Origin of the sequence: Pseudomonas sp. 32_A (genome assembly GCF_017490905.1) — a bacterium.
GTDB lineage: Bacteria > Pseudomonadota > Gammaproteobacteria > Pseudomonadales > Pseudomonadaceae > Aquipseudomonas > Aquipseudomonas inefficax.
This window is the reverse complement of sequence record NZ_JAFGYI010000032.1, coordinates 53,502-67,470: the sequence shown is the minus strand read 5'-3', so window position 1 is coordinate 67,470 and position 13,969 is coordinate 53,502. Positions and strand designations below refer to the sequence as shown.

The following is a 13,969-nucleotide window of genomic DNA, read 5'->3' as shown; positions in this document are numbered from 1 at the left end:
CTTTCTCGGTCACTTGCTTGACCGCTTCGATCTTGAATTCTTCGGGGTAACGCTGACGACTCATGGCACCTCCTATTTGGGCCTCATTATGAGGCTTGGAGGTGTCTACGAAACCAGGGGCGATTCAGTCCGGGTCGCCAAAGAACATTTGGACATTCATATAAATCAAATGGTTATGAATGGGAAATTGGATTTGTACCCGCAGATGTACCCCTTTCAACTGCAGCTACGAGTGGATTCCAGTGGAGGCAACGAGGAGGGATCGGTTTCAAATGTGCAATCCCTCGCCCATTTGCGCAACTTATGCTTTGGGCTCGTCACAGTCGCTACGCGTCGCAGCAGTCAGTGGGTGGGATGCACACGTTTTCCACTGAGGCCTGAACCAGAAAGCCGACATTTCCTGAGAAAGCCGGCTTTCTGGTTTCAGGGGACAACCTGAATGGTCAGACGATGAAGTTCACCAATCGGTTAGGCACTACGATCATCCTTCCTGCGCTTTCCAGATATTTGCTCAACACAGGATCGGACAGCGCCTGGTCACGGATTGTGTCATGGTCGGCATCGGCCTGGACCAGAATCTCCCCCCGTAGCTTGCCATTGACCTGTACCATCAACTTCACTTCGTCCTGCCTTAAGGCGTCGCTGTCCGGGGTCGGCCAGGCACTGTCGTAGATCGCGCCGGGGAATCCTAATGCCTCCCAGAGAACCTGGGAGATATGTGGCGTCACAGGTTGCAGCACCTGCAAGAGAATGGACATGGTTTCCCGGCAGACCTGGTGACCAGCGCTGCGGGCACTCTCCAGTACCTTGAGCATCTTCATTGCACCCGATACGACGGTATTGTATTGCAGACGCTCATAATCGTTATTGATTTGCTTCAACAAGTCATGGGTCATGAAGCGCACACGGCTGGCTTCTGTGGCGTCTGCCGCCTGGCCGTCACTTTCGCTCCAGCGTGCCTGCTCATCAACAGCAAAGCTCCAGAGACGGCGCAGGAAGCGATAAGCCCCTTCGACACCGGTGTCGCTCCAGATCGTGCTTTGATCAGGGGGGCCGGCGAAGATGGTGAACAACCGGGCGGTGTCCGCACCAAACCGGTCGATGATGTCCTTGGGCTCGACCACGTTGTTCTTCGACTTGGACATCTTCTCCACGCCACCCAGGGTGACAGGCAAGCCATCTTCGATCGCTGTCGCGCTGACCGGACGGCCTTTTTCATCGTATTGAACCGATACTTCGCAGGGGTAGAACCATCGTCGGCTACCGTCCTGCGCCTTGCGGTAATAACTTTCCCGCAGCAGCATGCCCTGAGTGAACAGATTCTTGAATGGTTCACTGAAGTCCACCAATCCCTCGTCGCGCATCGCCCTTGTCCAGAACCTGGCGTAGAGTAAGTGCAGCACCGCATGCTCGATGCCGCCGATGTACTGGTCGATGGGCATCCAGTATCGGTTGCCAGGCCCTACCATCGAAGTGTGGCAGTCGGAATCGCAGTAGCGCATGAAATACCAGCTCGAGTCGACGAAGGTGTCCATTGTGTCCGTTTCCCGTTGCGCGGGTGCTGCACAACGAGGGCACGCGACGAGGCGGAACGATTCACGCTGCAGCAACGGATTGCCGCTTCCGTCGGGAATGCAATCGGTCGGCAATATTACCGGCAGGTCTGCGTAAGGTACTGGTACATCGCCACAGTATTCGCAATGAATGATCGGAATCGGAGTTCCCCAGTATCGTTGCCGGGAGATTCCCCAGTCACGCAGGCGCCACGTGGTGGCTTGCTCGCCACGCCCACGCTCGGCCAGGGCGTCGACGATTGCCAGGGCAGCTTGCTCCACCGTGAGACCATCATAGGCGCCAGAGTTGATCAGGCGACCTTCCTGGCTGCCGTAGCGATCCGACCAGGCTGCAGGGTCATAAGGAGCCCCGTCGAGCGCGATGACGGGGTGTACGGGCAAGCCATACTGACGGGCAAAATCGAAATCCCGCTCATCATGGGCCGGCACCCCCATCAAGGCGCCTTCCCCATACTCACCAACCACATAATTGGTGATCCACACGGCGACCGGTTCGCCGGTCAATGGATGCTCGACGTGCAAGCCGCTCGGGATACCGAGCTTCGCCTGCGCGCCGGCGGCGGGGCTGGTCTGTGCCGCCTGTCGACACGCCTCCACCTGCGGCTCGAGCCCTGGATCGAGCGCCGTGGCACGCTTGGCCAGCGGATGATCAGGGGAAACGGCACAAAACGTCACACCCATCAGCGTATCGACGCGCGTCGTGAACACCCACAGCTTGCCTGCGTCGATCAACCGCCCATTTGCGTCTTCGACAGTGTGGACAAAGGCCAGGCGGACTCCACTGGCCTTGCCAATCCAGTTGCGCTGCATGCTGCGGACCATGTCCGGCCAACCCTCCAGGGTATCGATGGCCGACAGCAGTTCCTCTCCATACTGCGTGATGCGCAGGTAGTAGCCGGGAATCTCGCGTTTCTCGACGAGCGCTCCGGATCGCCAACCCCGGCCATCCACCACTTGCTCGTTGGCCAGCACGGTTTGGTCGACGGGGTCCCAGTTGACGATCTGGGTCTTCTTGTAGGCCACGCCCTTTTCCAGCAACTTCAAGAAAAACCACTGGTTCCATTTGTAGTATTCGGGATCGCAGGTGGCGATTTCTCGTGACCAGTCGAAAGCCAGTCCTAGCGGCTGCATCTGCGACTTCATGTCGGCGATGTTCATCCGTGTCCATTGAGCGGGTGATACGCCCGACTGCATCGCGGCGTTTTCTGCCGGTAGGCCGAACGCATCCCATCCCATCGGCATCAGGACGTTGTAGCCCTTCATCCGCATGTGACGGGCCAACATGTCATTGATCGTGTAGTTGCGCACATGCCCCATGTGCAACTTTCCGGAAGGGTAGGGCAGCATGGAACAGGCATAGAACTTTGGCCGGCTTTCGTCCTGGACAGCCTTGAATACTTCATCGCGAAGCCATTTGGCCTGAGCCGTGCTTTCAACCCAGGCAGGATCATACTGCTGTCGCATAGGGGGTCCTCGATATTGTTGGAGCTGGACGACGATAAATCGCCCGGCTCATATGTTCTTGTAAGATATCGCTCGGCCTGTTGAACATCGCTTGCCGCAAGTGTAAGCGCTTACGGTAATCTGGCAGGGATTAGGTTTGAAAAGTTTTTTCCTCTTTGCGCCCTCCCGCCAACCAGTCACGGGGCCACACGCTGAAAGCCCGAGGCGGCTTGTATTTGGCTTTAAGTGACCGTAACAGACTGCCGTGAGTAATCAAGCAGAAATCGGGTTGGAAGTGCTGCATATACTGTGGGATCTTATCCCACGGAACTGTAGGAAAAATATGATGGGCGCCATGGTAGTTGAAGTTCATCAGGCACACTCGCTCGAAAAATAGTGGCACTTTCACGTTTCTCGCAAACAGCGAATCATTGATGGGCGTCTGGTAGTGGGCAAAACTGTCCAGCACAGTGAGAATGAATGCTCTGAGTAAGTAGAGGATCACCAATATCCACCAGTTGGCGCCATACAGAAAAGCACTGCAAGCTAACAGCAGCAAGGTGCACGCACCTTCTGTGCGCAGTGCGCTCAATTTTTTATTGCGCAGGGTGATGGACAGCGCGCAATGGTCCGACGGCACTACTGTCGAGCCGTAGATGAAGCTCGTCAGCGGGTAGATAAAACGGGGCGGCAGGAAGCAGACGATTGCGGTCAGCACGAAGTCGTGCCAGTAAGCACCAAACAATTTGCGATAGTAATAATTGACGACCTTGCGCGTCGATCGGCGCGGGGCGATATAGATCTCGTCGCAATCATGCTCGGTACGATTGACGCGGTGATGCCGCAGATGATCGAAGCGTTGCAAGTCATAGGCGATGCCCATAAACACCGCCATCACCTGGCCCATACGCCGGTTCCTCCGGGGGGCAGGGTGCAGCAATCCGTGTATCGCCTCATGCACCATGACGCCGGTGGTCGAAGAGAACAACAGGGTGGGTAGCAGGGTCAGCATGAACCAGGGGTTTGTAGAGATCAACAGGGGAGCGATGAGAAACTGGTAGCCGTTGACCAGTACAAGAAATACAAAGATCAAGTTGTTGGTCGTGACATCGATATCGTCGAAGTCGCGGGTTTTGACCAGGGTCGGATTGCCACGATACAAACGCTCGTACAGGTCCTGCGTCAGTGTCTCGCTCATGCTGAATGCACCTCTTCCTTTTGATGTCTGAAACGAGCCTCCTGGCTCAACTTCTTCGTGGTGATGAAACCTGTGGAGCCTTGGCTTCCCGGCCCCACAACCAGCAGACGCCTCCGAGCAGCAGACCCAGCAGGCCGTAGAGGCTCCAGCTCAGCGTGAACCCAGCGCTGGAGTTCAACGAGGCGCCCAATCCCACCGAGACCATTCTGGCGAGCGCGAGCAGGATGGGAATCAGCGAAAAGAGGCCGGCCTGGGTTTGCGATGATGTCTTTTGGGAAATCAACGCGGTGATATGGGTGATGCCGAGAATCTCACCCATCGTCCAGAAGAAAACGAACGTCAGAATCAACGCGGTATGCTCGAAAAACGCGTAGGCGCCAAATCCGATACCGTAGAAGATTCCTGCCGCGGCCAGGTTGGCGAGCGTGCTGAAACGAGAGGTTAGCGCGATCAGAGGCTGCGTGATCAGGATGACCAGCAACGCGTTGACGATCCCCACGGCAGCGAAGATGCTCGCGGCACGGTCAACGGCTATTACATCGAGCCACAACGGTAGCTGATACTCACGCTGCGCATCCAACACCGACAAAGCGAAAAACATTGCGCCGGCGACGATCACGATCCTCGGTATATCGACCATGTTGCGCAAGATTCTGCGTCGTGCCTGTGGCGTATGAACCTGTCGCTCAGGCAGCACCAGGAAAACACTCGCAAGGAGACACGCAATGCTGACGCCGGCGGCGAATACCATCAGGTAATGACTATGCAGGCCGAGCAGATACCCACCGATGACAAACAGCAGCGCGGCGCCCAGGTTGCTGGCCAGGTGAAGGTAGCCGAAGGATGCAATGCGGTTGCCATCGTCCGCCGCCAGCGAGGTCAGCATGCTGAACACTGGCGTGATCACGCCTGCGCATAGCATGAACATCAGCACCATGGCAATGGACGTGGTCGGCGTGTTGAACACCATCGCGAGCAGCAGAAAGACCGACGAGCACAATGATGTGCCCAGTAACAGTGAGCGAAAGGAGCAGCGACTGGCCAAGGCCCCACCCAACAAGTTGCCCGTCAAGTAGAACGCCGATACCAGCGTTATCACCAGCGCCACTGCCGAGCCATCGAGATGGTAGTGACGGTTGAAAAACAGCGCTGCGAATGGCCCCAACGCGTTCGCCATGACGAATAGCAGACGAAGCACGATGATGTTGCGCATCGCCGTCGTCAGCCCCGCGTCCTTGAAGAGCTTGTTCACTTGAGGATCACCTCGGTGTCACGAACGCGCGCAGTGCTCGCTGCACGGCATTCGTGCGCCGTATCTGCCTGGGTGATGATGAACGCAGCTCGATCAAGAAAGGCATCCGGCGGCAGCTTCAAGGTGCGGCCGGAGGCGGCCTCGACGACCAATTGCGACCTGACGCCTGCGGGCAATGCGGGCAGTGCGGCATGCACCTTGACCAATACCCCCGCGTGGGGCGGGTAGATGAAGTCGATGGCGGCCACCCGGTGGCGCGTCGGTCGCAGGTCCAGCGGTACATCCCGGAAACTGTCCACCAGCAGCTTGAACAGATCCAGGCCGCTGGCCAGCTCTACCAGCTTCAGGATCTGATCACCACCGGCCCGGGTCGCAAGTTCAATGACCTTCGCACCATCCTTGCCCAGGCGGATTTCCGTATGGGTGATTCCCCACTGCACAGCCAGCGCCTGATGGGCGGCAACCACCAAGGCCGCAACCGCCGGCGGCAGATCCTGCCCACCCGGCTCGAAAGAGACCAGGTGACCAACCTCCTCGAAGTAAGGTGCCGGACCGAGACGTTTCTGCGTCACGGCAACAATATTGACGCGACCTTGGGCCACCACACTTTCGACACTGATTTCCGGGCCATCGACATAGGCTTCCACCAATGTCTCGTCCATGATCGCGCTACTGGTATGTACCTGTTTTTCGCTAGCGTGCCTGGCCGCGATAGCCGCGAGCAGTGCCTGCTCGGTGTCCGCCAGCACCACGCCGATGCTGCCTGCCAGTTTTCTTGGCTTGATGACCACCGGGAAACCGATTGCCCGTGCGGCCGCGACAATCTCCGCATCCGTCAGGGCGAGCAATGAGGCGGGAGAAGACACGCCGTGCCGGGCGAACGCTTCGCGCATCAGGCATTTGTCCCGGCTCACCCGGGCGGTATCCAGCGTATTGCCGCGCAACCCGAAGCGAGCGGACAGCAAGGCCACCGCCTCGACGTAGAATTCGTAGTAGGTGACAATCAGGAGCAAGTCGATACCCAGTGTTTCGACTTGGGTGGCAATCTCGTCAATCTGTTCCGGATCGATGTCTACCCAGTGAGCGACGTAGCGCTCGGCCCATTCGGGCAGGCTCTTGCCCACCAGGATCACCGGCGCCTGACGCGCCAGGGAGGCCAAGGCAAACTCGCGGTAAAACTGGTTACCCACATCAAGCAGCAAAATATGCTTCATAGCGCTTGGCACCCCTATCCGTACGGTTTCAAAGACAACATCGATCCGTCCTTGAGCCGGGTGATCCAACGGCTGTTACTGCCCACCGGAATACGGTACTGACTCAGCACCGTATCGACGTTGAGCTGACCGCATTCGCGTCCCCATTTGAGGAACAGACGCTTGGCTTTTACGCTGGTACAGCGTTGAAGCAGATCACCCACGATGTCCGGGTACATCACCTTGACTTGCGAAAACGCACTATAGGCATCCTCCAGCGATTGCTTGCCGCCCACGTCGTAGAGCATTTCCAGCAATGCACGCTCCGGCGTGGAGCATTTGATTCCGCCCAATGCTGGCCCCGCATCCGTCAATGTCTGCTCAGGCATGCTCGAACCCTCCCAATCGAACAGGCGGGCATGGCTATAGCGCACGGAAAAACGCTCGGAAAACCAGCGCGGCAAGGCCGCGCGTGCGTCCCCCCATAGCACCAGAGGCGTGCTGTCGTGCTCCAAGAGTGCGCTATAGCCGCCTACATGCAATCCTTCGATTTGCATGGCCAGGTAGGAAAGCGCCGACGGCAGTCTCAACGACTCGCCAGGAAATACATAGACGCCATGGGCAACACGTGTAAGCCAGCCACTCTTTGCGTAGCCGGCAGCGCGCTGATTGGAGATACCGATTTTCTGCAGTGTCGAGAGATCCAGCGGCATGTCACGAGGCATGGTCTTGTAGAGTTCCTTGATCAACGAGTACTGGTGACGTCCTTTCATCCCTTGCATCCTAAGTCTGTGCGATCTTGAAAAACCACAGCACCGTCCTGGCCTGTGAACACTATCGAACGGCCAGTTTCACATCCCCCCCAGCCAGTCACGCTGCCAGCCCCACGTATCAACGCCATCAGGAATACCTTGAGATCTGATTTCGCCGGTATCGCCACGCGCAGCATGTTGTGGAGCAGGCCGAAACTGTGGGGGTGCCCGGAGCAGTGGCTCACGCGGATATCGTTCTGGGCGAAGGCACGTGCCAGACGACCATTGTCTTGATCCTGCAATAGCAGGAAGTTGGTATCGCTGCCGTACGCCACGATCCCGTGCGCACGGCATATCTCGATGATCGCGCCCTTGATCTGATCGAGGCTCTCATGGGCACGCCGCAAGTGATCCTGATTGCGCAAACAGTACAACGCGGCTTTTATTGCGATGTGGTTGATGTCCCAGGGACCACGTACTTTCAACAGCTCGCGCACCGAATCAGGATGCGTGACCACATACCCAAGGCGCAGTCCGGCAAGTCCGAAATACTTGGAGAACGAACGGATGACGAACAACTGTCTGACCCTGCTGAACGTATCCAGGCAAGATTGCTGCAAGTATTCGAAATAACACTCGTCAACAATGATCGGCTTGTCCTGCCTGACGCACGCCTCCACCAATACCTCCAGTTGCTCCGTCTCCAAGCGCCCCCCCAGTGGATTGTTAGGGTTGCACAGGATCAGGCCCTGGCTTGTCGACAAGGCGTCGAGAACAGCCGGAATGGGCAGTACGAAGCCTTGCGCTTGCTTCTCGAAACCCACGACGACCGGCGTGACGCCATTGATGTCGAGCATCTGGTAGTAGAAGGAAAACACTGGCGAAGGAATGACGACGCGATCGCCAGGTGAAAATAGCAATCGCAACAGCAGGTCGATGGCTTGATCCGCGCCGTTGGTCAACAGCACGTGCTGCGTGGGCACTTTGCAGTAGTTGGCCAACTCGCTGAGCAGGGGCTGGTAGTTGGGGTAGGTGAACAGGTCCTGGGGTTGGAGCTCTGTCGCAATGAAGCGCGCGAGAAACTGTCTCAGGAACTGGTTTTCGTTCAAGTCCAGCAACACGGAGTTCAGGTCGCGCTCCGGCGCCTTCCACAGTCCCGAGCCGAGAATATGTTCGTCAATGTTCATGTGTGCGTGCTCCCATAGATGACCTGCTCGCCGAGCTCATACATGTGCTGCACTTCCTCTTCGCTGGCAAATGCAATCGATTTTCCGGTTGCCGCCGACAGGTGCTGACAGATAATCAGTCGGCGAATTTCCGCGACGAATGCCACCGCGCGGTGGTAGGCCTCTGAAAGGTCGCGGCCGAAGCTGGTGATGCCGTGGCCAGGCATGACGATGCAATTGGTATCGTCGGCACAACGGCCGATGGCGCTCACGTCGAGCTCGACATTCACCCCTTCGCCAAGAATGCAGGGCGGCTTGCCCATGACGAGCGCGGTGTCGTTCGACACATACCTCATCTGTCGCCATTGCATGACGGAAAAAAATGCGATGACGTCATCGGGGTGCAGGTGCACAGTGGCATGGATATCATGGCGGCAGCGCATGATCTCGCGGTGCATCTGATGCCCCAGGCTGGGGCGGCAGCGCCCGTGCAGCAGTTCATCGGACTGCATGTCCAGCACGGCCAGGTGCTCTAGGCCGGACTCTTCGAGCGACAGGCCGAGATGTTTGGTGTACATCACCTCGCGCTTCCAATAAGGACAATGTGTGCGCACGACGATATTGCCCAGGGTATTGACGAGCAGTTCGCGTGCGGCCAGGCGCTGGCCGTACTGCAGTATGCTGGCGCCAGTCGCCAGGTCGAACCAGGCGGGCAGGCCGGATGGTGAGAGCTCAAGGCTCGCGAGCTTCATCTCAGGCATATCCTTTCGCCTCCTTTGCGATGCAATCAGGGTTGACCAGGGTCTTGACCTTGTCCCCCTGCAGTAGCGTCAGCATCGTCTGCAGCGCATTGCGCTTCAACTCAGCCAGTGAGCGCTCACTGTAGAAGGCCGCATGAGGGGTCATCAGCACACGCTCATGCTCGATCAGTGCCTTGGGCGCAGAGGGCTCCTCCTGCACCACATCCAGCAATGCCATCGATACCGCCCCGGACTGCAAGGCGCGCAGCAATGCCTCGGAATCAACGATACCGCCGCGCGCCGTATTGATCAGCATTGCCCCAGGCTTGACTTGCGCAAAGCGCGCATCGTTCAACAGGTGCAGGCTTTGCGCGGTGAGAGGCAGGTGCAGGGAAATAACATCGGCCTGCTCGAGCAGGGACTCCAGCGTCACCCGCTGTGCCAGCCCTTGTGAACACTGCTCGATCCACGGGTCGTAGAAACGCAGTTGATAGCCGAGCACCGACGCCCTGTGTGCCAAGGCTTGCCCGGTTGCACCATAGCCAACCAGCCCCAGCACGGTGTCGCGGCAGGCTTTCACCGTGCCGGTATGAGTGCGCCAGCTCCAGCCACCCTCGCGGGTATGCCTGGCGAACTCCAGCAGTTTGCGCTGGGCCATCAGAATAAGCGCCAGTGCATGCTCCGCGACCTCTTGCGCACCCACCGCACCGATGTTCGAACAAAGGATGCCTTTTGCGCTGAGGGCGTCGACGTCGACGTCATCGAGGCCGATGGTTGCCTTCACCAGCACTCGGCAGCGACGCATCCTGGCCACCAGAGACGCGTCGACGACCACCGCGTGAAAAGCGATTATTCCATCGGCCCGTGCCAGTTGCTCATCCGAAGGGTTGGCGGTGACCTCCAGGGTATGGCCCTGTTGTGTTGTTCCTGCGCCGTACTCTCCGGTATCGATGTAGTTCACTCTCGGAGAATCGATCAGCAATATGTTCATGGGTTGCCCTACTCCCCGATAGTGTCCATGCCAGATCGGCTCCGCACGCGGGGCATGTCTGGATTGTTGAAATAGTCGCAGTACCGACCTATTCCTCCTGCTCTGGCCGTCTCATAGATGCAGGCGGCTACCACCATGTCCTGACTGGCATGCCCTACGCTGCGGAAGTAGCTCCACCGGGACTTCTTGAGGGGAGGCTCAGGCTGGTCGATGACCAGCGCGCTGATCTGGCGAATGTCACGCTCGCTGATCACCGACAATGCCAGCGCCTGAGCTATCTCTCCCGACTCATGGCGGGCCGAGTCCAGATGATCGACATGGACCTGGGCGTCGGCCAGCAACCCGGGGTCGATCTCGCACGCGGCAAGCGAGCTACCCCCCACTGCGTTGATATGCGCGAACGGTTTGAGCATCTGCGGGACGACCAGTGGGGTAGGGCTGGCGTGAGAGGTGGTCGTACAGATGATGTCCGCATCGGCCAGCGCCATCGGCACAGTGTCGACCGCTTCGATCGGCAGGCTAAGCTCGATGGCTAACCGCTCGGCCAACGCGACGCTCTGTGCCAGGCGCCGCGAAACAATCCGCACCTGCCCCAGATCCCGGATGGCAGCCATGGCCCTCACATGCGCCGCAGCCTGGGCGCCCGCCCCGATAACCGCCAGATTGAGCCGCCCACGCGGACATAGCTTGTCGGTTGCCAGTGCGCTCATGGCACTGGTGCGAATAGCTGTCAGGGCCGCGCTGTCCAGCATCGCCAGCAGCCTACCGGTTTGCGCTTCGATCAGTAATACTGCACCGTTGATCGCCGATAACCCCCGTGCACTGTTATCGGGATGGAACGACGATACCTTGATGCCCAGGGTTTGCTGCTCGGGCAGCAACGCCGGCATGAACAAGGAAAATGCGCTATTGCGTTCCTGAGTGATCATTAGCCGTTTTGGAACCACCGGGGGGATTGACGCAAACCCTCGATGCGCGTCTTCCAGCACACGGACAAGCCTTGGCAGCTCGACACTGCGTTCGATGTCCTGGCGATTGAGCAGCAGCATGCTTTTTCCTTGTTCTATTGATCCATTTGTGAAGATGCGGGCAATTGATTCTCGCGCCAGCGGTATTCAGGCCTGAGTTCCTCCGTCCACAGGCATCGCGATGCCGGTCACAAATGACGCGTCCTGAGAGCACAGCCAATAAACCGCGCTGGCCACTTCCTGGGCTTCACAGACCCGGTTCAGTGGGTGGGTGCCGCCTACCGATTCCAGATCGCCTCCAAGGATGTCCTCCGACAGGGGCGTGCGGACAAAGGACGGGCATACTGCATTGATGCGAATCCCGAACGGAGCATACTCACGCGCCGCGGCCCGGGTCATACCCACGAGGGCATGCTTGCTCGCGGAGTAGACCGAACCGCCCGTGGCACTTGCGCGTATCCCGGCCAGGGAAGCGACGTTGACGATGCTGCCGGCGCGCGCCAGCCTCATCGTCGGCAAGACTGCTTTCATACACTGCCAGGGCGCCTTGACATTGGTGGCCAGGACATCGTCAAACACGGTGTCGTCGTACTCCTCGGTACGCGTGAAAGGCGTGCCTTCGATACCGATGCTGTTGACCAGGCACGTCACCGGCGGATGATTGAGTGAAATGGCCCGAAAGCATTCGGTCAGCTCGCGAGCATCACGCAGGTCGACAGCATAGCCATGGGCCACCCCGCCGACCTCGCGAATGCGGTCGCACACTCCACGGTTCTGCTCGCCTCGGCGCCCGCCGTCCTGGCAGTATTGATGTATTGGTTCTTCAAATTAGACATAAACCTTCCATTTGCTTGGTTCAAGCTCGATAAAAGTTGTCTTTGCGAATACGTCGAGCGCTGCTTCGGGTATCCGTATGGGGGCGCAGTGAAGAAACTGACCTGAGTTTCAGTCGTTGACCACAATTGTAGTAGGACAGTAGCCGGTGCTCAGTGCGATTAAATATGGCCAAAACCCAATTTTGATGTCAAGCATTTATTTCTGACAAGTAAATCGAGCTGTCAATAGTCGCGTCAAAGGCAACTATCCTTGAATTATCTAATCCTGGGGCGGTGCTGGCGGCTTCAGCGCCTAAGCGTCTCGCCTCGAACCGAAATCCGATTCATAGTTTCGCTCATTGGAGGCGGTGATCGATCTGTTTAAAGGTGGCGACTGAGTTGTAGGAAAAATCGTCGGAGTGCATTGGGTTTCGTTACAAAATGTTCCTCGAGTATCCTTTTGTACCGCACCCTTGTATCGCACATCTTCAAGATGTCAAAAGTAGAGGACTCATTGTTCCGAGTAGCCATGAAAACAACTTCCGTCAGCCTCTGCGTATAGCGCAGTAATAGGTGTCATTGGCGTGCACCATAGTCGGAGATGACAAGTCTTGCGGTTGCCGTTATTGACTTTCCAACTTCAATCTGGAGCGGCCACCTACGCCGCAATGTTGTCCGGGCATGTCGCTGGGCATGATTTGTACTGTGTCCCGTGACACCGTCAGGGCACTGGCTGACGATATGGGGGGAGGGTTGTGGCGAAAGCATGGGCAGAGATGGACATCAGTCCAACCAAGAAGGTCCCACTCAATGCGCTGTGGTAGGGCGTGGTGCTGTGTCACGGCCGTTCGCTGTGTTCGCTGTCTCGGCTTATCGCGTCGGCGAGTGCCATGGCAGTTGTCCGGCCGGACTGTTGCCTTCATGGCGTTCTGATCAAAGACTGTCCGGATCGCCAAAAAACATCTGTATCCGCGACCGCAACCAACGCTCCGCCGGGTCATTGTCCTGCGCCCCGCGCCAGGCCATGTGCAGCTCGAAACTGCGCACCTCCAGCGGCAGGTCCTCGGCCCGCAGCCCACCCGCCGCGGTCAGCGCGTCCGCCGTGTAGTCCGGCACCGTAGCGACAATATCGGTGCCCGCCAGCAAGCTCCCCAGCCCGTTGAACTGCGGCACCGCCAGCACCACGTGGCGCTGGCGGCCAATTTCCTCCAGGGCCTCGTCGATGAACCCCGACAGGTCCCCGGCAAACGACACCAGCGCATGCGGGCGGGCGCAGAAGTCGTCCAGGGTGATGGCGCCGGGCACACTGTCGGCGCGCAGCAGTTTCGGCATGCTGCGGCGCAGCACCTTGCGCTTGGCGTTGGCTGGCAGTTCGCTGGTATAGCTGACCCCCACCGAGATTTCGCCCGAGGCCAGCAGCGTCGGCATCAGCAGGTAATTGACCCGGCGCACCACCAGCACGATACCTGGCGCTTCGGCGCGAATGCGTTTGAGCAACTGCGGTAGCAGGGCGAACTCGGCGTCGTCCGACAGGCCGATGCGGAACACCGCATTGCTGGTGGCCGGGTCGAATTCGGCGGCGCGGCTGACCGCGGTGGAAATCGAGTCCAGCGCCGGGGACAGCAGGGCGAAGATTTCGTGGGCCCGGGCCGAGGGCTCCATGCTGCGGCCGGTGCGCACGAACAACGGGTCGTCGAACAGGTTGCGCAGGCGCGAAAGGGCGGCACTGATGGCGGGCTGGCCGAGGAACAGTTTCTCCGCGGCACGGGTCACGCTGCGCTCATGCATCAGCGTTTCGAACACGATCAGCAGGTTGAGGTCTACACGACGCAGGTCGTTTCGATTCATCGTTGCGCTTCGCCTAAAGTGGGGCAGAG

11 protein-coding genes and 1 pseudogene are annotated in these 13,969 nt (G+C 58.5%); 1 reads left to right on the top strand and 11 read right to left on the bottom strand.

What is annotated here, in order from left to right; all coding sequences use genetic code 11:
- Positions 1-439: pseudogene (locus J5M58_RS18930) on the top strand (hypothetical protein); the annotation flags it as partial.
- A gap of 4 nt (positions 440-443) precedes the next feature.
- Here the strand turns inward: J5M58_RS18930 and leuS are convergent.
- From leuS to J5M58_RS18875, 11 genes are all read right to left on the bottom strand, one after another.
- Positions 444-3,038, bottom strand: coding sequence for a leucine--tRNA ligase (gene leuS / locus J5M58_RS18925; protein WP_207879096.1), 2,595 nt, complete (start codon positions 3,036-3,038; stop codon positions 444-446).
- Positions 3,039-3,168: 130 nt separating this feature from the next.
- Positions 3,169-4,215, bottom strand: a complete 1,047-nt coding sequence (locus J5M58_RS18920; RefSeq protein ID WP_207879094.1) for a fatty acid desaturase — start codon at positions 4,213-4,215, stop codon at positions 3,169-3,171.
- A gap of 46 nt (positions 4,216-4,261) precedes the next feature.
- The gene (locus J5M58_RS18915) at positions 4,262-5,467 is read right to left on the bottom strand and encodes an MFS transporter (RefSeq protein ID WP_252378580.1); all 1,206 of its coding nucleotides are present in this window, start codon (positions 5,465-5,467) and stop codon (positions 4,262-4,264) included.
- Positions 5,464-6,681: an ATP-grasp domain-containing protein gene (locus J5M58_RS18910; protein WP_207879092.1), complete on the bottom strand. Its 1,218-nt coding sequence runs from the start codon at positions 6,679-6,681 to the stop codon at positions 5,464-5,466. Before J5M58_RS18910 ends, J5M58_RS18915 begins: the two co-directional genes overlap by 4 nt.
- Positions 6,682-6,695: 14 nt before the next feature.
- Entirely contained in the window at positions 6,696-7,433 is a 738-nt protein-coding gene (locus J5M58_RS18905; RefSeq protein WP_207879090.1) for a type IV toxin-antitoxin system AbiEi family antitoxin domain-containing protein, read from the bottom strand.
- Complete coding sequence (locus tag J5M58_RS18900; RefSeq protein ID WP_207879088.1) at positions 7,430-8,599, bottom strand: histidinol-phosphate transaminase; 1,170 nt, start codon at positions 8,597-8,599, stop codon at positions 7,430-7,432. The genes J5M58_RS18905 and J5M58_RS18900 overlap by 4 nt, the downstream gene beginning before the upstream one ends.
- Positions 8,596-9,339, bottom strand: a complete 744-nt coding sequence (locus J5M58_RS18895) for a class II aldolase/adducin family protein (RefSeq protein WP_196996477.1) — start codon at positions 9,337-9,339, stop codon at positions 8,596-8,598. The genes J5M58_RS18900 and J5M58_RS18895 overlap by 4 nt, the downstream gene beginning before the upstream one ends.
- Positions 9,332-10,309, bottom strand: a complete 978-nt coding sequence (locus J5M58_RS18890; RefSeq protein WP_207879086.1) for a C-terminal binding protein — start codon at positions 10,307-10,309, stop codon at positions 9,332-9,334. Before J5M58_RS18890 ends, J5M58_RS18895 begins: the two co-directional genes overlap by 8 nt.
- Before the next feature lie 8 nt (positions 10,310-10,317).
- Entirely contained in the window at positions 10,318-11,358 is a 1,041-nt protein-coding gene (locus tag J5M58_RS18885) for an ornithine cyclodeaminase family protein (RefSeq protein ID WP_207879084.1), read from the bottom strand.
- A gap of 66 nt (positions 11,359-11,424) precedes the next feature.
- Entirely contained in the window at positions 11,425-12,093 is a 669-nt protein-coding gene (locus J5M58_RS18880) for an SDR family NAD(P)-dependent oxidoreductase (RefSeq protein WP_368857203.1), read from the bottom strand.
- A gap of 932 nt (positions 12,094-13,025) precedes the next feature.
- Positions 13,026-13,940, bottom strand: coding sequence for a LysR family transcriptional regulator (locus tag J5M58_RS18875; RefSeq protein WP_243432407.1), 915 nt, complete (start codon positions 13,938-13,940; stop codon positions 13,026-13,028).
- Between the last annotated feature and the right edge of the window lie 29 nt (positions 13,941-13,969).

What these genes read in the sequence shown, in the direction of transcription:
- leuS (WP_207879096.1), bottom strand. Translation starts at nt 3,038, where the DNA reads ATGCGACAGCAGTATGATCCTGCCTGGGTTGAAAGCACGGCTCAGGCC.
- J5M58_RS18920 (WP_207879094.1), bottom strand. Translation starts at nt 4,215, where the DNA reads ATGAGCGAGACACTGACGCAGGACCTGTACGAGCGTTTGTATCGTGGC.
- J5M58_RS18910 (WP_207879092.1), bottom strand. Translation starts at nt 6,681, where the DNA reads ATGAAGCATATTTTGCTGCTTGATGTGGGTAACCAGTTTTACCGCGAG.
- J5M58_RS18905 (WP_207879090.1), bottom strand. Translation starts at nt 7,433, where the DNA reads ATGAAAGGACGTCACCAGTACTCGTTGATCAAGGAACTCTACAAGACC.
- J5M58_RS18900 (WP_207879088.1), bottom strand. Translation starts at nt 8,599, where the DNA reads ATGAACATTGACGAACATATTCTCGGCTCGGGACTGTGGAAGGCGCCG.
- J5M58_RS18895 (WP_196996477.1), bottom strand. Translation starts at nt 9,339, where the DNA reads ATGCCTGAGATGAAGCTCGCGAGCCTTGAGCTCTCACCATCCGGCCTG.
- J5M58_RS18890 (WP_207879086.1), bottom strand. Translation starts at nt 10,309, where the DNA reads ATGAACATATTGCTGATCGATTCTCCGAGAGTGAACTACATCGATACC.
- J5M58_RS18885 (WP_207879084.1), bottom strand. Translation starts at nt 11,358, where the DNA reads ATGCTGCTGCTCAATCGCCAGGACATCGAACGCAGTGTCGAGCTGCCA.
- J5M58_RS18875 (WP_243432407.1), bottom strand. Translation starts at nt 13,940, where the DNA reads ATGAATCGAAACGACCTGCGTCGTGTAGACCTCAACCTGCTGATCGTG.